Raw genomic sequence first — 19773 nt, 5'->3', positions numbered from 1 at the left:
CAGTATCAGCCGGTGTATACAAAACTTTAATTTGATAATAAATATGGGGATATACATGAATAAAACAGTATTGGCGGCAACGGTTATCGGTGCGCTTTTCTCTGGTACAGCTATGGCTCAAATCAAACAAAAGCCTTTCACTCTGGAAGGCGGTTTAGGCTTCATCTTTACTACCGGTAACACAGACACCACTTCTGTTAATGCTTCTTTAGAGTCACATCATGAATTCGATAGATGGAGCAACGACTACAGTGTGAGCGGTTTGTACAAGCAGGAGTCGGTAGAAAACGATGAGGGGGTTGAAGAAGACCGTACCTCAGCGCAAAAGTTTGACGCTCAGGCGCAGGCGAACTACAAACTGCAAAACCCGGATAAGCGTTTGTTCGGCTTTGCTTCTTACGAAGACGATCGCTTTAGCTCATACAACTATCAGTCTACTATTGCTGCGGGTTGGAACCAAAAGCTTTGGCAAAACGATACTACATCTTTAGAGTATTCAATCGGTCCGGGTTATGCCTTCAATGAAACCCAGGATGGCGAGTCTCAAAACAGCTTTATTGTTCGTGCATCAACCGGTTTTCAGTGGTTAATTTCTGATACTTCTAAGTTTACCCAAACTTTGAGTACCGAAGTGGGTAGTGACAACACCAAATCGTCCGCCGAAACCGCGCTGACTGCTTCAATCAATGGTAGCTTGTCGTTAAAAGTATCGGTTTCTTTTGACCACAATACCAATGTAGAGCCGGACAAAGATAAGTTGGATACCGAAACGGCAGTGACTTTGGTTTACAACTTTCTTTAATAGCTCTAAACCCATTATAAAAGTTTAAAAACTTTTATAATAAAAAGCCCCCCATAGTTAGTCAGTGTGCTACGGGGGGCTTTATATACTAGTGTAATCAGACACTATTTTTGGTAATGATTGTCTTTAGTTTTTACTATGAGTAATTATCAGAATATCACTGACATAGATGTTGAACATGTCGTGGTACTGCTTTCGCACACCTGGTAACTATAATTACCGCTACCTTTGGTATTTAAGCTGTCAGTATAGGCTCCATCATTGGCAGTTGTAGTGATTATGCTGCCATTACGAAATATATCTACGCTTGAACCCGTTGCATTTGTCCAATTCAGGTCGACGGCCTGAAGCCCTTTAGATTTGTAACCGTTGACAGTTAAAGAGATATCATCCGCAGTCCCTCCTGGGGTAGAGCCTCCCGCACAACTATTGGTTGCAAGATAGGCGCTCGCATCTGCAGCCTGAACAATGCCGTACCCAAAATACACATCTTTACCGGCTGCACCTGAATCCCGGGCAGTAGCCTTGAGTGCAGCCCGAATATCTTCTCCTGAACATGCAGTATGATTCGACCAAACCAGTGCAGCTACGCCTGCTACAGCTGGGGTAGCCATTGAAGTTCCGCTCATATACCCGTAATCACTTGCACCGATACTTATATCGATGGTCGTAGCATTCAATAGCTGGGTGCGATCTTCTTGCGCTGCGCCTACAGCGGGAATAGTCGTGTCGTTGGCCGTTCCTAGTGTGCCGTAAAGCATGCCAGGTTCATTGTTAACCAATACCGCCCCGACACCGCCGGATAACTCACAATTGTTCACTTTATCGTAAAAGGATATGGTACCCCGATCTATAAGGCAGATTTTCCCAGTAGCATTATTGTCAACGCTATCGCCTATACCCATATAATAAGCGTTGGCTGAAGCAGACCCTGTGTTTTCCATTGCAGAGGTAGGCAGTCCTTGCCCATCGGCAGACATTGAAGCTAAGGTGGCACCATTGGCAGGATACGTAGAAAGCGTATCAACACCCCCTGCGGTGACCTCTACGCAGGTGGTTTCATCAGTGGTTACATTTTTCCCGCGGCCAGTAGTACAAGAAGGATATTGAGAAAAATCGGCAATATTGTCGTCACCATCATTAGCACCAATCATCATTACCGCCGGATAGCCTGCAGGGTAAGAACGGACACTATTACCGTCATTCCCGGCTGCGGCAACCACCAAACCTCCGGCATTAACAAAATCTTTGAATGCATTTTCTTCAGTGCTATTAGCACCTCCGCCCCCAAGACTCATATTGATGATATTGGCACCTGCCTGGGTACATTTTTGCGCAGCATACGCCAAATCAGATGAATATCCCCAGCCCTGCGCATTGAAAACTTTGATGATATGCATGTTCACACCCGGAGCCATCCCTACAACGCCATAGGTGTTATCTGCAGCGCCGATAGTTCCAGCCACGTGAGTACCGTGAGGCCCTCCATTGTCGAACCAATTACCAGTACCTGAATCATTATCGCCAGTAATGTTCGCCCACACAAAATCGGGGTTTGAATCATCCAACCCCGAGTCTATAACGCAAACTTTCATGCCGGCATTGGGATTAAAATTAACCTGCTTAGCCTGAGATTGATAAACTGCATAAGGTGTAATTTGGGTGGTATCAGGATTGCCACCATCGTCGTTATAAATCGCCATAGGGCGGCGTTCGAGATCCTGTTCAATAAGCTTAACGTGCGGATTGTTCATAAGACCTTTGACTTGCGATAAGGTTTTATTGTCAAACGTCGCGGCAATAAACCCATGGGCGTCTACGTGTATCTCGGCTCCGGACTGTTTAGCCAAAGCTTTCACAATACCTTTGCTTTTGTTGTCGACCTGTATGATATAGCGATCGTTTGCGTATGCTGAGGCAGCTGTTATTGAAAGTAGAACTGCTGCAAGAGTAGGCTTAAGCGTTGTTTTGAACATTATTTAATTTCCACCTGTTGGTTTATGGCCCGCTCGCTGGCTTTTACCAGTCTAGACACTCCCTTGAGGGCTCTACAAATTATCCCGCTACAACGTTAACTTAACTTGCAATTAAATAACATTAATTTAACAAATTAATTTATGCCTCTATCAGCAGGCCATTAGTGTCGACTGTGTTATTGTGAGAACCCGAAATTTTTGTTTATTAGATGCATGAATAAAACCACCAAAAAGCTCGACAACAATGTGGTAACAGCACTTACCCTGGCATGTGAGACAGCCAAACAATGGCATATTGGATTTGAATGGCTGACACATACCGCCCGGTACAATCATTTTCCGGGTAGCCTGATGATTACCTGTGTATTTCACGATGATGAACAGGTAGAACGCGCGGTAGCAGCAGGTACAGATAAAAAGCTACGGCAGCTGATTCAGGGGCATTTATTAAGGGCAGGGATAAAGGTAAAAGATATACGCAGACATGTTCGACTGGACAGCGAGCAGCGCTGTATTGAGCAACATCACGGGGACTGGCAGGCCAGAATTGCCCAGTTTGAAGTCTGAGTTTTTTAAACGATTTCAGATGATGCAATGCGATTCAGTGTAATGTGGGCAACCAGGAACTTACTTTTTTGCGTGTCATAGAGGTTAGTGATGAGCATTGACTGGTTTTGGCTTTTAGCTGCCGGGTTTTTTGGCGGGGTGCTCAATAGTATTGCAGGCGGAGGCAGTTTCATTACTTTTCCGGCTTTACTTATGGCAGGCGTACCGGTGATCAGTGCCAACGCCACCAATACGTTTGCCTCGTGTGCAGGTTATTTAAGTGGCGCTTATGCCTTTTCAGATGAGCTGCGTAGATACCGTAAAAATCTTTATCTGATTATTTTTATCAGCGCACTTGGCGGTGTGGTAGGCGCCTGGCTGCTATTACAAACACCAGAAGCATTATTTCGTGATGCTATTCCATGGCTGTTACTTTTTGCTACCGTACTGTTTATTTTCGGCGCACGGATCAATCAAACTTTACGTCGCCTGACTGTTAATCAAGCCCGTATGGCGGGAGTGGGGGCGGTATTCTTAATACTGTTGCTATTAGGGATTAGTATTTATGGTGGCTTTTTTAATGCAGGTTTGGGCATTATTTCGTTGAGCTATCTTGCGTTGGCCGGCTATAGCAATATCAACGTAATGAACGCAATTAAACTGTTAATTTCGTGCGTGGTGTCTGTTATTGCTATCGCAATTTTCGCAGTCCAGGATCAGATAGCCTGGTATGAGGGCACGGTGGTAATGGCCGGTACGTTAAGTGGCGGCTATGTTGCGGCACGAATATCAAAAGTTATTCAACAACATCATATTCGGTATTTTGTGATTGTCACCAGTGTGACCATCACCGGTATATTTTTTGTGAAAACCTATGCCGGGTAAATAGATAAAGCAGCAGGGCAACATTTGCTGCCCCTTTTGAATGGTTCAGTCGTTAATGCAAAAGCCGGGCTTTAATAGTGCCGTCAATTTGCAATAACTGACTCAACCCGTCATAGGCATTATCGGATGAAACATCAATAACAACATAACCGATGTCGGCAGTGGTTTGCAGATACTGAGCTTCAATATTAATTTCTTGTTCAGCAAACATGCTGTTTATTTTCATAATAATACCCGGACGGTTTTCATGGATATGCAATAACCGTGAACGGCCAGGATGCCCGGGCAAAGACACCTCAGGAAAGTTAACCGCCGACAAGGTTGAGCCGTTGTCACTGTACTTAGCCAGTTTGCCGGCGACCTCAATTCCGATGTTTTCTTGTGCTTCCTGAGTGCTGCCGCCCACATGAGGCGTTAGAATCACATTATCAAATTCACACAATGGCGATTCGAACTTTTCATTGTTTGACTTAGGTTCCACCGGAAATACATCAACAGCGGCGCCACTGAGTTTGCCTTGTTTAAGGGCCTCGACCAGAGCGTCTATATCTACCACTGTGCCGCGGGACGCGTTAATAAAAATACTGCCCTGTTTCATCTTTGCCAGGGTATCTGCATTTATCATGTTTTGGGTAGAGTCGGTTTCAGGTACATGCAGTGACACCACATCAGAGGTTTCAAGTAAGGTATCTAAACGACTTATCTGAGTGGCATTACCAAGAACCAGCTTATCTTCAATATCGAAGAACTGAACTTTCATACCCAGGTGCTCAGCCAATATACTCAGCTGCGTCCCTATATGACCATAGCCAATAATGCCCAATGTTTTGCCACGCGCTTCAAACGATCCGTTAGCCGACTTGTCCCACTCGCCACGATGCGCTCTTGCATTTTTCGCAGGTACGCCGCGCAGTAGTAATATAAGTTGTCCAAGTACCAGTTCGGCGACCGAACGAGTGTTTGAAAACGGAGCATTAAAAACCGGAATACCACGACGCTGGGTGGCCTGTAAATTGACCTGATTGGTACCAATACAAAAGCAGCCCACTGCAACCAGCTTTTGCGCTGCATCAATAACGGCTTCGGTAAGCTGGGTGCGCGAGCGTATACCAATAAAATGAACATCTTTTATCTTTTCGATAAGCTCATCTTCAGGTAATGAACCTTTAAGATATTCAATATTGCTATAACCACTGTTTTTAAGTGTCTCTACGGCGCTGGAATGCACGCCTTCCAATAACAGAATGCGAATTTTTTCTTTAGGTAATGACACTTTACTCATAGCTTGATATCTCAGCGTTGGTGGATTATTAAAAGACATCTGGACGTCTAAATGTAAACGTACCAGATGTCGAAGGGTGTGCAAAGAAAATTATCAAACAATCTGAAGCTATCTTGAATAAAGTGGGTAAAAGACTCAGTAATTAACGCTACTATCAGATAATTAGCGACTTATTTAAAGGTTTTTACGCCCTGGTCGGTAGCACTAAGCACTATATCGGCGCCGCGCATGGCAAATATGCCATTGGTTACAACACCGACAATATTGTTTATTGCTGCTTCAAGTTCGCGGGGATTCAAAATCTCTAAATTGTGTACATCCAGAATCACATTGCCATTGTCGGTCACGACGCCCTGACGGTATACCGGATCGCCGCCAAGTTTGACCAGCTCGCGGGCCACATAAGAGCGGGCCATAGGTATCACTTCCACAGGTAATGGAAAATTACCCAGCATAGGTACCTGTTTTGAATCATCGACAATACATACAAATGTGTCAGCCACTGCGGCTACAATTTTTTCGCGGGTTAACGCTGCGCCGCCCCCTTTTATCATATGTTTGTGTTCGGTGACTTCATCAGCGCCATCCACATAAATACCCAGGTTATCAACATTATTGAGTTCAAATACTTCGATTCCAGCGGCCTCAAGACGTTCTGTAGAGGCTTGCGAGCTTGAGACCGCGCCAACTATTTTATCTTTGATGGTGGCCAGCGCATCAATAAAATAATTTACCGTAGAGCCAGTACCAACACCCACTACAGTGTCTGACTGCACATATTTTAGTGCGGCTTCGGCCACCGCTTTTTTCTTCTCGTTCTGATCCATGATTGTTCCTGTTCGGTTTGAATGAAAAGTGTACCCTATTGCGCAGACTTATGCAGATGACTTTCGGGCGTAGCACAGCCAGGATTGCGCTGTACCATAGATGGGGTAACGATATAATCGCACGGAATATCCCAGCTTGCGGTGGGCAGAGTGTCTACCTTCTGACAATCGTGCGCGATGCCTATAAGTACAGGCCGGTGATTAGGGTCGAGCGCACTTAACGTCCGATCATAAAAGCCGCCGCCCATGCCTAATCGATTGCCCTGAACATCAAAACCTACCAAAGGCATCAAGATGATATCGTGCTGATTTAACAAACATATGTCAGTTGCCGACAGTACAGGCTCGGCAATATTAAAACGGTTAAACTGCATGGGGGTGGTTGCGCAGTATCGCAGAAACAATAAGTGTTTTTTTGAAAAAGGGTGCAATACGGGTAGGGTGGTCTGCTTTTTGTTCTGCCAGCATTGTGCGATGGTTTCGGTTAGCTCAGGTTCGCCATCATTAGCAAGATACCCGGCAACGGTTTTTGCGTGCTGGTAAAATGTTAAATTTTCAAGTTGCCGGGCTATCGCCTTCGCGGCGTGCTGCTGCTGAGAATGCGTCAGAGCTTTACGCGCGGCGCGAAGGTGCTTTCGTAATTCTATGCGACAAAGCGTTGCTGGCATACCATATTATTCTTCAGCTAAATAATGGTTTAGCATACGGATGAGCTGATTCAATGCAATGGGTTTTGTCAAAATAGCGTCAAGTCCGCTTAGCATCATGGTTTCACGATCAGTGACCGCGTCGGCGGTTAAAGCCACGATCGGTAGGGTAGGTTTATGTTGTTTGATGAATTCGGTGGCTTGCAAGCCTGAAATACCCGGTAGCCCAATGTCCATAATAATCAAATCGAAGGTATCGTTACATGCAGCGGTTACCGCTTCTTCTCCCGTAGCCACCATTGCATGCGCGACCGCAAGCTCGCCCATCAACGAACTGATCACTATTTGATTAATCTCGTTATCTTCTACAATTAAAATTCGGGTATCTGATTTTATATGTAGTGTTTCTGGCGACTGAGGCTTTGCGGAGGAAGCACACTTAACAATGGGCAAGTTAAGTTGCACAGTTTGCCCATCGATAACATCAATGTCTCCGCCCAATAATGCGATAAGGTGTTTACCAATACTTAAATCTTTAAAGTTTTCGCTGATATAAAATTGATCGCCAAAACAGAGTTGGCGGGCATTTAAAAAATCTTGTTCTGGTTCGGTAACCAGTGGGTATTTTCCGGTAAATACACACTGCATTTGAGTAGCGGCAAAATCTATCTGACACACAAGCTGTTTGTTTGCTGGCAGACGCCCTGCAAAGTGATTTACCAATGTACTAATAATTTGACTGACTTTGGTATCGTCAATAGTAATGGTGTCTGGTACAGCTGAACCCACAGACCAGCCTAATTTCAGTTGTTCGTTAACGGTTTGCAACAGCCCAAATAAACTTGTCAGATAATCGTTTGGACGAACGCTTCTGGGTAACGGCTTTAAGCTTTTGGCACTGTCGTGTTCAACATTTAATACTGAATCAACGATATCTAAAAGACGATGACCGCTGGTTTGAATGTGGTCTAGTGCCTTGTCGAAAGACTCAGGTAAATCATACTTAGTGGTTTGCTGGCGCAGTTGCCGGCTGAACATAGATATGGCATTAAGTGGCGTGCGCACCTCATGACTTAAGTAGGCAAGATAATGGTCTTTGTACTGAATAGCCTGACGCAATTCGCGACTGTTACGACGTAACTCTAGTTGTGCGATGACGGCTGCGCCCAATGTAGTCAGCGCTTTTCTTTGACTTTCATCAAGCACCTTGGGTTGATCATCCAGCGTACACAAGGTCCCTAAGGCAAAGCCTCGAGGCGATACCAAAGGCGTACCGGCATAAAAACGAATTTTTGGATAGCCGGTAACCAAAGGGTTATCAAAAAAGCGCGGATCCTGAAGCGCGTCATTTACCTCAAATAAACTGTCTTCCAAAATAGCATGAGCACAAAAAGCCACGTTACGATGAGTTTCCTGAGCATCTAAGCCTATTCGAGATTTAAACCATTGCCGGTCTTGATCAATAAGACTGATAAGAGCGATAGGCGTACCACATATTTGCGAGGCCAGAGTCGTTAGCTGGTCAAAGACATCTTCGCTTTCGCTGTCTAATATTTCGTAGCTAAGCAATTCTGCCAGGCGCTGATGCTCATTCTCAGGGGGTAATGGTGTTTGCAAAAGGCTTGTCTCTTATCAGTTTTTTCAGGCAAATATAAAAATTATTTACCTGTAATGCACAAGGCAAGTTTTTAATCTTTGCTCAAAAGCATAGAAGATTATTTTAATATCGCCAGTATCAAAAGGTGTAAAATTACAAGAAATCAGGGTGCCAAATAGCCAAATTTGCCTTAAATAACACGGTATTAAATCAGTTACTACGAAAGTTTAAGTAAAACTTAAGCCTGTAGCGAGACTAAAAACGTGCCTCACGATAAGGCATATTGAGTAATGGTTTGATTAGCTTTTTCGCATATATTGAGGCAAGTTACAATATAAAAAAAGCCCGTAGAGCGGTAAAGCGCTACGGGCTTATCAATAACCTGTAAATAATTTTGATGGTTACAGCGCGTAGGTATCTATAAACAACTGTTCTAAGGCATCACGGTCGACCTGGGTAGCCACTTTTATAGATTGTGCCTCAAGCCATAACGGGCTGGCGGTAGTTCCCGCTGGTGCCACCATGGTCTGGCCTCGATTAAGCGGGTCGGTAGCCACCCGGGCATGGCCTTCGGTAAACCCAAACAGCTCAGGTTTGATCAGGTGCGCCAGCGGAAAAGCATCGTGAAAACAACATACCCGTTCATCGTCTTCGCGTGTGTAAAAATCGATATAAAACTGCGCAGCGTCTTTTACAAAACCGCCCAGTTTAGAATTTTTCTCGGCCAGCGTTTCGACAAACTGAGCTTTAAAGCGACACGCATTGGTAACATCTAAACCAAACATGGTCACTTCCCAGTCGGCACCAAAGACAATTTCAGCGGCGTGGGCATCGTTCCAGATATTGGCTTCTGCCACCGGAGTAACATTGCCCGGCACAAACGCGGCGCCGCCCATAATGCTTACACCCTTTACCAGCTTAGGTAGCTCAGGTTCCAATCGCAAAGCCAGCGCCAGGTTACCCAGCGGCCCAATCGCTACCAGGGTAATTTCGCCCGGATGCTGACGTGCCATATCAACAATAAACTGCGCAGAACTACGTGGGTCCAGTTCACCTTCGATTGCCGGAAAGTTGATATTGCCAAAACCATCGTCGCCGTGAACAAAATGGGCATAAGAAGACTCTGGGCCCACCCAGGGCATACCTACACCTTTGGTAACAGGAATATCTTTTTCGGCAAGCTTACAGAGGGTCACTGCGTTTTTGGCAGCCATATCAACCGGTACATTACCAAAAACGGTAGTTAGACCAAGTACATCAATATCAGGCGACTGGAAAGCAAAAAAGATTGCCATGGCATCATCAATGCCCGGATCAGTGTCTAAAATAATCTTGTGTGTCATAGTGTTCTCTGTGTGACTAACCGTGTTTAGCTAAAAAACGGTCGACTTCTTCTTTGGATGGAATTGATTGCGCGGCGCCTTTTCGGGTAACGGCTATGGCCGAGGCGGCACATCCGCGTATCAACGCATCCTTTACGGGAGTATGATTGCTGTAGGCTGACAAAAAATAACCAATAAAGGTATCGCCGGCGGCAGTGGTATCTTCAGCTTCAACCAAAAAAGCGGGCACTTTTTCGACACCTTGCTGCGTGATCATCAATACCCCGTCTTTGCCCAACGTAATAAGCACCTCAGCGTGAGACCATTGTTGTTGAAATACTTCAACAATGTCGTCAAGCTTTTCTGCGTTGGTTATGGCTGCGGCTTCGGTTTCATTAACGATTAGCAAATCCACACACTCTAAGGGAAGCGCTTTTACCGATTCGCTCATGGGGGCAGGATTAAAGGCTACCCGCAGTCCTTTTTCTTTGGCCTGCTTTAGCACTTCATCTATACAACTGGTTTCGTTTTGCGTCAGCACCCAGTCCATATCGCCGGTATCCAGCAATGCTTTTTGAACCGTTTCTGGGGCTAGAGTAAGGTTGGCGCCGCCAAATAATACAATGGCATTTTCGCCACCCGGTGTGACCTGAATAATGGCATGGCCCGAAGGTACGTCGAAACATTTTACATAACGACAGTCTACACCATGTTTTATCAGAGTTTGTTTGAAACAGGCATCAGACTCGTGAATGCTGCCAACGTGCTTAACATCAGCGCCCGCCTGGGCCAAAGCAATAGACTGGTTGGCACCTTTGCCACCTAGTAATTGCTGATAGTTTGATGAGGCAATGGTCTCACCAGGTCTGACAAAATGATCAACCGAATATACGTGGTCGATATTAATAGACCCAAAATTAATTACAGCCATTTCTTCTTCTCGTCGAAAAGAGGGCGTCTCCCAGAATGCCGCTGCCCATCGTTCGCCCGTGAGCCGAAAGGTTCACGGCGGAAGAATCATCATAACCGTAGGCTTCTCGATACGAGCCGAGCTTGCACAGTAGTTATAAGTTCAACTTCCTTTTAAAAAAGCATCGGCCAGGGACATGAATGAGCTGGCGCACATCCCAGGAGACATTGATTAAATAACAAGCGCAACAGGGTATATCAAACGTACACTCTCGTGAAGAGCTGATTAATTCAGTACGCCGATATTCGTGTTGCTCTGGTCGAAGGATACTGAGCGGTTAGATGCATTGTGTTGCTTAATGCAGCAATTTGTCAGAAGCGATGACCCGATTATGTTATCAGACAAAAAAATTTCAACCAAAAGTTAACCATTTGGTCAAAAGAAATAGCCTACAAACAAATGATAAAACATCTGGGCCGCTTTCGAAAGCGTAGAACGTAAAAATAAGTAATTGTTGAACAGTTGCTGACCCGACGCTGTATGCTGGGTTTTATAGCCGGTTTTTGCTAGCATAATGTGTTAATAGACTGGCAATACATTAAAGGTTGTTCGCGTGGACAAACAGTTAGATTACGACAGCGTTACCAATGTTCTGTTTCAGGGGTCGGTAAATGCCGATGCGGCTGAGGTTCATGGCATTATGTGTGGCATGTTAAGTGGAGGGATGTCACTAACCGACCGCAAGTGGCAGGCGGTGTTGGCCGATACCACCAACGAAGGTGAAGCTTTTCCACAACTGGTCAGTTTTAAGCTTGAACAGCTATTTACCCAAACTATTGAACAATTGCTTGAAGGCGAGTTTAGTTTGCAAATGATGCTGCCAGACGACCAGGCGCCTATCAATGACCGAGGCGCGGCTTTGATAAACTGGGTGCAGGGGTTTTTGCTAGGCTTTGGATTGCACCAACAAAATTTGGATCAATGTTCAGCGGACGTAAAAGAAGCCATTCAGGACTTTTCAGATATTTCGCGTATGGAAGAACCCATGGACGCCGACGAAGAGTCTGAACGTGCCTTAAACGAAGTTGTTGAATATGTGAAAATTTCTTCGCTATTATGTTTTAGTGAATTAGGTCGCTCGTTGCTTGATGATCAACAAGAAAAACCATCCGTTCATTAACCTTACAGGGCCTTTATGATTAGCCAACAGGAATTCTTTGCCCGCCGTCAACGACTGTTGGCCCAGTGTGAGCCAAACAGTGTGTGTCTGATTCCGGCTGCAACGCTGGTTACCCGCAGTCGGGATACTGAATACACCTTTCGACAAAATAGCGACTTTTGGTATTTAACTGGGTTTAATGAACCCGATACCTGGCTTTTGTTATCTAATCATGAGCGCCATGGCGGCAGCTTTGTGGCGATGGTGTGCCAGCCTAAAGACAAAAATAGCGAAATTTGGCATGGTCGTCGGTTGGGTGCTGAAGATGCGCTGGGTCGTTTTGATCTGGATGAAGCTTATGAGCTTGATGAACTGCCCGAAGTATTGATGCACTGGCTCATGGGCCACACTCATGTTTACTTTGGCCAAGGTCAAAACACCGCCGCCGATGCGCTGGTTAATGCAGCGATGCAAAGCTTGCGCACCGCGCCTAAAGAATACAGCGCTCCCAAAGCAATGGTAGATATACAACCTACGCTGCATGAAATGCGCCTGTTTAAATCTGCCAGTGAAGTGGCGGTGATGAAGGCCGCTTGTCAGATAAGCGCCAGCGCGCATCGACGCGCTATGCAATTTGCCCGCGCGGGGGTATTTGAGTATCAGCTTGAAGCCGAGCTGCATCATGAGTTTGCAATGGCAGGGGCGCGTTCGCCGGCCTATTCAACCATTGTTGGCAGCGGTGATAATGCCTGCATATTACACTACACCGAAAATACCAAAGCGCTGGCTGAACATGAGCTGGTACTGATAGATGCCGGTGCTGAATTTATGGGATATGCAGCAGACATCACCCGTACTTTTCCGGTGTCAGGTACATTTAGTAAGCCGCAAAAAGACATCTACAACCTGGTGTTAAAAGCGCAACAAAAAGCATTAGATATGCTGGCGCCGGGCGTGACGTTGCGCTCAGTTACCGAGCGGGTGATTGAAACCCTCACCGAGGGTCTGGTGGCATTAAAGCTATTGCCGGGCACGGTGGCACAAAATCTTGAAACCGAGGGTTGGCGACAGTTTTTTATGCATGGTTTGGGTCATTTTATTGGTTTAGATGTGCACGATGTGGGTGACTATCGTATGGATGGCGAAGATCGACCCCTACAACCGGGTATGGTGCTTACGGTAGAGCCTGGTTTGTATATTGCGCCAGATGCGCCGGTAGATGAACAATATCAGGGCATAGGCGTACGTATAGAAGATAACGTGGTGGTTACCGCAACCGGCATCGACATATTGACCAACGATGTGCCTAAAACGGTACCCGAAATAGAAGCCCTGTTGCAGAGATAAATTTTTGGATACAACCGATATTGCTATTGTTGGCGGGGGGGCCGTTGGTCATGTATTGGCGGCCGGGCTGCTGGCACACACTCCATTTAGCGTAACTCTGCTTGATGCCAATCCTGCGCAGCCTGGTTCGGTGCCCGCGCATGTTCATAACCCTTCACAAGCAGGCAACGCACCTGATACGCCCTCTACTCACCCAGGGTTTGACGCCCGGGTTATTGCGCTGGCACGCCGCACGGTAGAAAGTCTGACGGCGATGGGTGTGCCTTTACATACGGCCCACACCGAGCTTATCGAGCACATTCAGGTGACCGATCAAGGCAGCTTTGGTTTTTGTCAGCTTGAGGCAAAAGATTTCAAACTGTCCTCGTTTGGAGAAGTTATTTCACTGCAAGAGTTAGGGCGGCTGCTAACCGCCCACAATGTGGATAAGGGCCTGAAATATCTTGTAGACGAGCCGGTTAGCCAGGTTCAGCAATATCAAAATGAGATAACATTGTCACTGGAACAGGGCAATAAGCTGAGCAGCAAACTGCTGATACTGGCCGATGGCGGACGTTCGGGCTTGTCTGAACAAGTGGGTATCAAACGCGAGCATGCGCCGTATGAACAGGTGGCGATTACGTGTAATGTATTGACCAGCGAGTCGCATTATCAGCGTGCCTACGAGCGCTTTACGCCCGACGGGCCACTGGCGTTTTTACCGTTTAATTCTGGTGATAACCATGCCGGGCATAGTTTTTCAGTGGTATGGACCGTAGCGGCCCACAAAGCCCAGGATTTACAGCAGTTATCTGACGCCGGCTTTTTGCAGGCCTTACAAAAGGTATTTGGATATCGTCAGGGCCGGATTTATGCAACGAGCCCCCGCCATGGTTATCCGCTGTCACTTGAACAAGCCAGCCAGCTTACCAGCCATCGGGTTGCGCTGGCCGGTAATGCTGCGCAAACTTTGCATCCTATCGCTGGGCAGGGGTTTAACTTAGGTTTGCGCGATACGTTAGATTTAGTCAATGTATTAAAACAACACCCAGACCCAGGCGGCTATCGTACTTTAAGAGAGTTTGCGCATGCGCGAAGCGCAGATCGACATCAAACTATTTGGCTGACCGACGCGCTGGTACGCGGATTTTCAAACCGTTATGCTGGTCTGGCCCCGCTCAGAAATGCCGGTTTAATTGCGCTGGATAATTTATCGGCGTTACAACAGGCGTTTGTGGCGCGAACCACTGGTTACGGGCCGGCTACACGCAGGAGATAACAGCATGCAAAAAATGGATGTCGTGATAATTGGAGGCGGTATGGTAGGTCTTACATTGGCCGCCGCATTAGGACAAACTACCCTGCGCGTGGCGGTAATCAGCCATACTGCTTTTTCTCAGCCGTTATCTGCAGCGCCGTCGTTGCGGGTCAGTACCATTAATGAAGCCAATCATCATGCCCTGGCTAAGTTGCAGGTGTGGCAACAATTACCCGAAGATCGTATTGCTGCTTATCAGCACATGCATGTATGGGACAAAGACAGTTTTGGTCACATACATTTTGATGCCCGTGATACGCAAAGCCCTCAGTTGGGCCACATTATCGAAAATCAGGTGCTGACTAATGCCCTGGTAGCACAGATTCAGCACTTGCGAAATGTCACCTTAATTGAAGCCAGCGTAGATAAAATTTTATCTGGCGATCAGGAAACCATGCTGATGCTCAATAACGACGAAGTGGTATCGTGCCAGTTATTAGTGGGCGCTGATGGCGCTAACTCGATGGTACGTCGGCATGCCGGATTTCCTGAAACCTTTAAAGATTACGATCACCGCGCCATTGTGGCGACTATCAGAACCCCACAACCTCACCAGACTTGTGCGCGCCAGGTATTTACCCCCGACGGCCCGCTGGCGCTGCTGCCTTTAAAAGACCCACATTTATGTTCGGTAGTATGGTCTCAGCAAACCGACAAAGCCGAGGCGCTTATCGCGTTATCAGACACCGACTTTGCGCACGCCATGACCGCGGCCTGTAATAGCGAGTTAGGCGCCATAACCCTTGAAAGTGAGCGCCGTGCTTTTACTCTTACCATGCGTTATGCGCGCCAATGGGCAGACAACGGCATTGCGATTATTGGTGATGCTGCCCATACCATTCATCCGCTGGCGGGGCAGGGTGCTAATTTAGGCATGCAGGATGCGTTGGATCTGGCTGAACACCTGGTAAAGGTTCATGAAGCAGGCCAGCCTTTGGGTCGCTATAAAGATTTACGTGCTTTTGAGCGAGCCCGTAAAACTGAAGCCATGAAAATGATTGCCGCCATGGATGGGTTTAAAGCATTGTTTGCCGGCGACAATCCGTTAAAAAAACTGATTCGCGGTACGGGTTTGGCCCTCACCAACGAAGTACCGCTGGTTAAGCGAAAATTAATCGAACAGGCAATGGGTTTTTAGGCTCACGCTATAGCGGTTGTATAAAAATATCCAAGTGCATTTATGGCCCGCTTAAATTTGCAAAGCGTCAGCGACCCGAGCATGATGGTTTTTTATTATTAGTACCATTATCACAATGATAACTATAACCCTTGTCACTATCACGGAGTGAAAACCATGGATAAACGCGCTTTTTTAAAATTTACCGGTGCGGGTCTGGCCGCTGCGCCTATGCTTTCCTTTGCCCAGCAAGATACCGCCAAAAAGCCGTTTTATACCGACACAAAAATTGCCAATATTACCGCCTCGGTTGACCCTATCTCTGCAAAAGAGCGTTCAGAGCGTATTGCTAAGGCGCAGCAATTGATGGTCAAAAATGATATGGCGGCGATTATATTAGAGCCCGGTGCGGCCATGGATTATTTTACCGGTATCCAGTGGTGGCGTAGTGAGCGTCTTACCGCTGTGGTCATTCCCCAGGAAGGGGATATTGCGGTAGTAACCCCATTTTTTGAAGAACCCAGCGTAAAAGAGTCGTTGCAGGTGGGTAAAGATATTCGGGTTTGGCAAGAGCACGAAAGCCCGTTTAAACAAGTTCAGCAAATACTAAAAGATCGCGGTGTGGCTAAAGGTCGTTTAGGTTTTGAAGCCAGCGTTCGCTATTTTGTATTAAACGGCCTGATGCCACTATTACCTAAGATGCAGAATGTGTCTGCCGAGCCAGTTACCTTAGGCTGTCGCATGTTCAAAAGCGACCATGAACTGCGCCTGATGCACAAAGCAAACGAAGTTACGCTAAAAGCTTACACCCACGTTTACGAACGACTTGAGGCAGGTATGTCACAAGCCGATGTTAAAGATTTAATGCAGCAGGCGCAGCAAAAGCTGGGTGGCAGCGATTTATGGGCTATGGCGCTGTTTAACGAAGGCAGTGCGTATCCGCATGGCACCCGTAAAGAACAAATTTTAGAAAAAGGCTCGGTGGTATTGATGGACTGCGGCTGTGCGGTACATGGGTACCAGTCTGACATCAGTCGCACCTTTGTATTTGGCGAGCCAACTGCCAAACAACAAAAAGTGTGGAAAAGCGTTCGCGAAGGTCAGCAGGTGGCGTTTGAACAGGCGCAGTTAGGCAATACTGCGGGCAGTGTGGATGACGCCGTTCGCAGCTTGTACAAAAAACAGGGTTACGGGCCTGATTATCAGCTGCCCGGGTTGTCGCATCGTACCGGCCACGGTATTGGTATGCAGGGCCATGAACGGGTGAACTTTGTGCATGGTGAAAAAACCACATTGCAGCCGGGTATGTGTTTTTCAAACGAGCCGGGCATTTATATACCCGGTGAGTTTGGTGTACGTTTAGAAGACTGCATTTATATGAACAGCAAAGGGCCGCAGTGGTTTACTCGTCCGCCCAAAAGCCTGGCCGAACCGCTAGGCGAGCTGGCCCCTTTGCAACTTAGCTAACCGGCGCGCCGGTGGTCAGCCGGGATTTTATAAAATCTGCCAGCGTTTTACTGACCACCGGATGCTGCGTATCTAAATTAAACAAACAAATGTTAATCTGGCCTAACGTGGGCAAGTTAGCATGATTTAAAACCATAAGATTACCCGGCATGCTAGAGCGGGCCAGGGCAGTAACACCTAACCCCTGCCCAATTGCGGCCACCAGCCCCGACAAATCTGCGTTGGTGTAGGTAATCTTCCAGGCTTTGGTTTGTTGTTTTAACTGCTCGATAACACGGCTACGATATACACAGCCATCGGGCGCCAGTACTAACGAAATTGTATCGCCGCTAAAACCACGGGTAATGTCACCTGCCCATACTATCTCGTCCTGAAGCAGCACTTCGCCGTCAGTTTGTTCGTGTGGATTCGCCAGCGCCAGAATCAAATCGAAGCTATCACGGCGGGTATGATGCAGTAAGTCCCGGCTTAGGGCAGAGGTTACCTCGAGTGATACATCCGGGTAGCGTTTTGAAAATTCGCCAATTAAACCAGGCAGTAAGGTTGAGGCAAATTCGCTGGGAATGCCCAGGCGCAAACGGCCACTAAGCGGTGCCGGGTTAAGCTCGCGAAATATGTCATCGTTGAGGGTAAGCATTTCGCGCGCCCTGGCATACAGCCAGTTGCCATCAGCGCTGGGCATATGGCGTTGGCCCACCTTAATAAACAGTTTGCGGCTTAATTGTGTTTCAAGTTTTTTAACCTGCAAGCTCACCGCAGGTTGCGAACGACCAAGCCATTCGCCCGCTTTAGCGTAACCCCCTTGTTCAATAACGGTGACAAAGGTGCGCAGATTATCCAGTGAAAGCTGTTTCATATAGATTTAAGATTCTGATGTGCGATGAACATTAGATAACAATTTTAAATGTATTGATAATAAATTCCAATTTGTTGTGTTTATAGTGCCATCCTATACTGCTGTTCACACTTACATAACAAAACAAGGTTGTATTGTATGACCAGCAAAACTGCTCTACACGCAAAGCATCTGGAAGCCGGTGCCAAAATGGTAGATTTTTTCGGTTGGGAAATGCCCATCAGCTACGGCTCACAAATGGAAGAACACCATGCGGTACGCCAGGACGCGGGCATGTTTGATGTGTCGCATATGACCATTGTTGATGTAACAGGCAAACAGGCTCAAGCTTACTTGCGCTATTTGCTGGCCAACGATGTTGCCAAACTCAAAGATAAAGGCAAAGCGCTGTACAGCGGCATGCTAAATGAAGAAGGTGGCGTGGTAGATGATCTTATTGTGTATCATTTTGATGATACCAATTACCGCTTGGTAGTGAATTCAGCTACCCGCGAAAAAGACATGAACTGGCTACTGGCTAAAGCCGAAGGTTTTGCAGTTACTATTACCGAAAAGTCTGATTTTGCGATGATTGCAGTACAAGGGCCTAAAGCTAAAGAAAAAGCCGCTACCTTGTTCAGCGCCGCACAAAAAGAAGCCGTGGAAGGCATGAAGCCGTTCTTTGGCGTACAGGCTGAAGATTTGTTTATCGCCACTACCGGCTATACCGGCGAAGCCGGATATGAAATTATGGTACCTAAAGCACGTGCGGGTCAGTTTTGGCAGGAACTGCTGGAGGCCGGTGTTAAACCGTGTGGTCTGGGCGCTCGTGATACATTACGTTTAGAAGCTGGTATGAACCTTTACGGGCAGGATATGGACGAAACCGTATCACCGTTGGCGGCAAATATGGGCTGGACCATTACCTGGGAACCCGCCGACCGTGATTTTGTCGGCCGCGGTGCGCTGGAACAGCAAAAAGAGCAGGGCACCGATAAGCTGGTGGGTCTGGTTATGAAAGAAAAAGGCGTATTGCGCGCGGGTCAAAAAGTGAAAACCGAGAATGGCGAAGGTATTACTACGTCAGGTACTTTCTCGCCAACTCTGGGTCATGCCATTGCGATGGCACGTATTCCGGCTGGTTCACCAGACACCGTAGAGGTGGAAATGCGCAAAAAGTGGGTTACAGTAGATGTGGTCAAACCTAGCTTTGTTCGCAATGGTAAAAGTGTCTTATAACTAACAATTTACACGTCAGGATATACTATGAGCAACATTCCAAACGATTTACGCTATGCCGCCACTCACGAATGGGTACGCCCCGAAAGTGACGGTGTTTTCACTGTAGGCATCTCAGAGCATGCTCAGGAGCTACTGGGTGACATGGTTTTTGTCGACTTGCCTGATGAAGGCGACAAGGTCAGCACCGGCGACGATGTTGCCGTGGCCGAGTCGGTAAAAGCGGCTTCTGATGTTTATACGCCGCTTACCGGCGAAATTATTGCCGTAAACGAAGAATTAGAAGACTCGCCAGAGCTGGTTAACTCTGACCCATATGGCGATGGCTGGTTATTCAAAATTAAAGCCGATGATCCCAACGAAGTCGAAAGCCTGATGAATGCAGAAGGCTACAAGGCGTCAATTGACGAAGAATAAGTCTTCGCCAGAATTCGCGTAGTCATTATTAATATGAAGTAAAAGGGGCCGACACAAGCGCCCCTTTTTTCTTTCACTCACCAGTGGACATGCTTAAGTAA

At 46.9% G+C, this 19773-nt stretch carries 18 protein-coding genes and 1 other RNA gene; 10 read left to right on the top strand and 9 right to left on the bottom strand.

Going from position 1 to position 19773, the window contains the following annotated elements; translation table 11 throughout:
- Positions 1 to 55: 55 nt before the first annotated feature.
- On the top strand, positions 56 to 802 hold the full coding sequence (locus JK130_RS09435) for a DUF481 domain-containing protein (RefSeq protein ID WP_218354066.1): 747 nt from the start codon (positions 56 to 58) through the stop codon (positions 800 to 802).
- 149 nt (positions 803 to 951) lie between these two features.
- Here the strand turns inward: JK130_RS09435 and JK130_RS09430 are convergent, their stop codons facing one another.
- Positions 952 to 2778, bottom strand: a complete 1827-nt coding sequence (locus JK130_RS09430; RefSeq protein ID WP_218354065.1) for a S8 family serine peptidase — start codon at positions 2776 to 2778, stop codon at positions 952 to 954.
- Positions 2779 to 2991: 213 nt separating this feature from the next.
- On the opposite strand from JK130_RS09430, the gene JK130_RS09425 reads away from it, so the two are divergent.
- Both JK130_RS09425 and JK130_RS09420 read left to right on the top strand, forming a co-directional pair.
- On the top strand, positions 2992 to 3345 hold the full coding sequence (locus JK130_RS09425) for a Fis family transcriptional regulator (RefSeq protein ID WP_218354064.1): 354 nt from the start codon (positions 2992 to 2994) through the stop codon (positions 3343 to 3345).
- Positions 3346 to 3435: 90 nt separating this feature from the next.
- On the top strand, positions 3436 to 4209 hold the full coding sequence (locus JK130_RS09420; protein WP_218354063.1) for a sulfite exporter TauE/SafE family protein: 774 nt from the start codon (positions 3436 to 3438) through the stop codon (positions 4207 to 4209).
- 52 nt (positions 4210 to 4261) lie between these two features.
- On the opposite strand, the gene serA is transcribed toward JK130_RS09420, so the two are convergent.
- The 7 genes from serA to ssrS form a co-directional block, all read right to left on the bottom strand.
- Positions 4262 to 5491: a phosphoglycerate dehydrogenase gene (gene serA, locus JK130_RS09415; RefSeq protein WP_218354062.1), complete on the bottom strand. Its 1230-nt coding sequence runs from the start codon at positions 5489 to 5491 to the stop codon at positions 4262 to 4264.
- 170 nt (positions 5492 to 5661) lie between these two features.
- The gene (rpiA, locus tag JK130_RS09410; RefSeq protein WP_218354061.1) at positions 5662 to 6318 is read right to left on the bottom strand and encodes a ribose-5-phosphate isomerase RpiA; all 657 of its coding nucleotides are present in this window, start codon (positions 6316 to 6318) and stop codon (positions 5662 to 5664) included.
- Between the two features lie 35 nt (positions 6319 to 6353).
- On the bottom strand, positions 6354 to 6986 hold the full coding sequence (locus tag JK130_RS09405) for a 5-formyltetrahydrofolate cyclo-ligase (RefSeq protein WP_218354060.1): 633 nt from the start codon (positions 6984 to 6986) through the stop codon (positions 6354 to 6356).
- 6 nt (positions 6987 to 6992) lie between these two features.
- A complete protein-coding gene (locus JK130_RS09400; protein WP_218354059.1) occupies positions 6993 to 8582 on the bottom strand; it encodes a GAF domain-containing hybrid sensor histidine kinase/response regulator in 1590 nt (529 codons plus the stop codon).
- 381 nt (positions 8583 to 8963) lie between these two features.
- Entirely contained in the window at positions 8964 to 9905 is a 942-nt protein-coding gene (locus tag JK130_RS09395) for a nucleoside hydrolase (RefSeq protein ID WP_218354058.1), read from the bottom strand.
- Between the two features lie 16 nt (positions 9906 to 9921).
- Positions 9922 to 10815, bottom strand: a complete 894-nt coding sequence (locus JK130_RS09390) for a ribokinase (protein WP_218354057.1) — start codon at positions 10813 to 10815, stop codon at positions 9922 to 9924.
- Between the two features lie 23 nt (positions 10816 to 10838).
- A non-coding RNA gene (gene ssrS, locus JK130_RS09385) (6S RNA) lies at positions 10839 to 11021 on the bottom strand.
- A 386-nt stretch (positions 11022 to 11407) separates the two neighbouring features.
- Here ssrS and JK130_RS09380 point away from each other — a divergent pair.
- The 5 genes from JK130_RS09380 (at position 11408) to JK130_RS09360 (ending at position 17181) form a co-directional block, all read left to right on the top strand.
- Positions 11408 to 11974 carry a UPF0149 family protein gene (locus JK130_RS09380; protein WP_218354056.1) on the top strand — a complete coding sequence of 189 codons (567 nt, stop codon included), beginning with the start codon at positions 11408 to 11410 and terminating at the stop codon, positions 11972 to 11974.
- A gap of 15 nt (positions 11975 to 11989) precedes the next feature.
- Entirely contained in the window at positions 11990 to 13300 is a 1311-nt protein-coding gene (gene pepP, locus JK130_RS09375) for a Xaa-Pro aminopeptidase (protein ID WP_218354055.1), read from the top strand.
- A 4-nt stretch (positions 13301 to 13304) separates the two neighbouring features.
- Complete coding sequence (locus tag JK130_RS09370; protein WP_218354054.1) at positions 13305 to 14558, top strand: FAD-dependent monooxygenase; 1254 nt, start codon at positions 13305 to 13307, stop codon at positions 14556 to 14558.
- Positions 14559 to 14562: 4 nt separating this feature from the next.
- Complete coding sequence (locus tag JK130_RS09365; protein WP_218354053.1) at positions 14563 to 15735, top strand: FAD-dependent monooxygenase; 1173 nt, start codon at positions 14563 to 14565, stop codon at positions 15733 to 15735.
- A gap of 156 nt (positions 15736 to 15891) precedes the next feature.
- On the top strand, positions 15892 to 17181 hold the full coding sequence (locus tag JK130_RS09360; RefSeq protein ID WP_218354052.1) for a M24 family metallopeptidase: 1290 nt from the start codon (positions 15892 to 15894) through the stop codon (positions 17179 to 17181).
- Here JK130_RS09360 and JK130_RS09355 read toward each other — a convergent pair.
- On the bottom strand, positions 17174 to 18037 hold the full coding sequence (locus tag JK130_RS09355) for a LysR family transcriptional regulator (protein WP_218354051.1): 864 nt from the start codon (positions 18035 to 18037) through the stop codon (positions 17174 to 17176). The genes JK130_RS09360 and JK130_RS09355 overlap by 8 nt on opposite strands.
- A gap of 138 nt (positions 18038 to 18175) precedes the next feature.
- Between JK130_RS09355 and gcvT the strand changes: the two genes are divergently transcribed.
- Both gcvT and gcvH read left to right on the top strand, forming a co-directional pair.
- Positions 18176 to 19255: a glycine cleavage system aminomethyltransferase GcvT gene (gene gcvT, locus JK130_RS09350; RefSeq protein ID WP_218354050.1), complete on the top strand. Its 1080-nt coding sequence runs from the start codon at positions 18176 to 18178 to the stop codon at positions 19253 to 19255.
- A gap of 27 nt (positions 19256 to 19282) precedes the next feature.
- Entirely contained in the window at positions 19283 to 19672 is a 390-nt protein-coding gene (gene gcvH / locus JK130_RS09345) for a glycine cleavage system protein GcvH (RefSeq protein ID WP_218354049.1), read from the top strand.
- Positions 19673 to 19773 lie beyond the last annotated feature (101 nt).

Source organism: Alteromonas lipotrueiana (genome assembly GCF_019249245.1).
GTDB classification, from domain to species: domain Bacteria; phylum Pseudomonadota; class Gammaproteobacteria; order Enterobacterales; family Alteromonadaceae; genus Alteromonas; species Alteromonas lipotrueiana.
Note: the sequence above shows the minus strand (reverse complement) of the source record. Positions and strands in the feature narration are given on the sequence as shown.

Coding starts and splice junctions, on each gene's coding strand:
- JK130_RS09355 (WP_218354051.1), bottom strand. CDS start 18,037: ATGAAACAGCTTTCACTGGATAATCTGCGCACCTTTGTCACCGTTATT.
- JK130_RS09365 (WP_218354053.1), top strand. CDS start 14,563: ATGCAAAAAATGGATGTCGTGATAATTGGAGGCGGTATGGTAGGTCTT.
- rpiA (WP_218354061.1), bottom strand. CDS start 6,318: ATGGATCAGAACGAGAAGAAAAAAGCGGTGGCCGAAGCCGCACTAAAA.
- gcvT (WP_218354050.1), top strand. CDS start 18,176: ATGACCAGCAAAACTGCTCTACACGCAAAGCATCTGGAAGCCGGTGCC.
- JK130_RS09395 (WP_218354058.1), bottom strand. CDS start 9,905: ATGACACACAAGATTATTTTAGACACTGATCCGGGCATTGATGATGCC.
- JK130_RS09390 (WP_218354057.1), bottom strand. CDS start 10,815: ATGGCTGTAATTAATTTTGGGTCTATTAATATCGACCACGTATATTCG.
- gcvH (WP_218354049.1), top strand. CDS start 19,283: ATGAGCAACATTCCAAACGATTTACGCTATGCCGCCACTCACGAATGG.
- JK130_RS09430 (WP_218354065.1), bottom strand. CDS start 2,778: ATGTTCAAAACAACGCTTAAGCCTACTCTTGCAGCAGTTCTACTTTCA.
- JK130_RS09435 (WP_218354066.1), top strand. CDS start 56: ATGAATAAAACAGTATTGGCGGCAACGGTTATCGGTGCGCTTTTCTCT.
- serA (WP_218354062.1), bottom strand. CDS start 5,491: ATGAGTAAAGTGTCATTACCTAAAGAAAAAATTCGCATTCTGTTATTG.
- JK130_RS09405 (WP_218354060.1), bottom strand. CDS start 6,986: ATGCCAGCAACGCTTTGTCGCATAGAATTACGAAAGCACCTTCGCGCC.
- JK130_RS09420 (WP_218354063.1), top strand. CDS start 3,436: ATGAGCATTGACTGGTTTTGGCTTTTAGCTGCCGGGTTTTTTGGCGGG.
- pepP (WP_218354055.1), top strand. CDS start 11,990: ATGATTAGCCAACAGGAATTCTTTGCCCGCCGTCAACGACTGTTGGCC.
- JK130_RS09360 (WP_218354052.1), top strand. CDS start 15,892: ATGGATAAACGCGCTTTTTTAAAATTTACCGGTGCGGGTCTGGCCGCT.
- JK130_RS09425 (WP_218354064.1), top strand. CDS start 2,992: ATGAATAAAACCACCAAAAAGCTCGACAACAATGTGGTAACAGCACTT.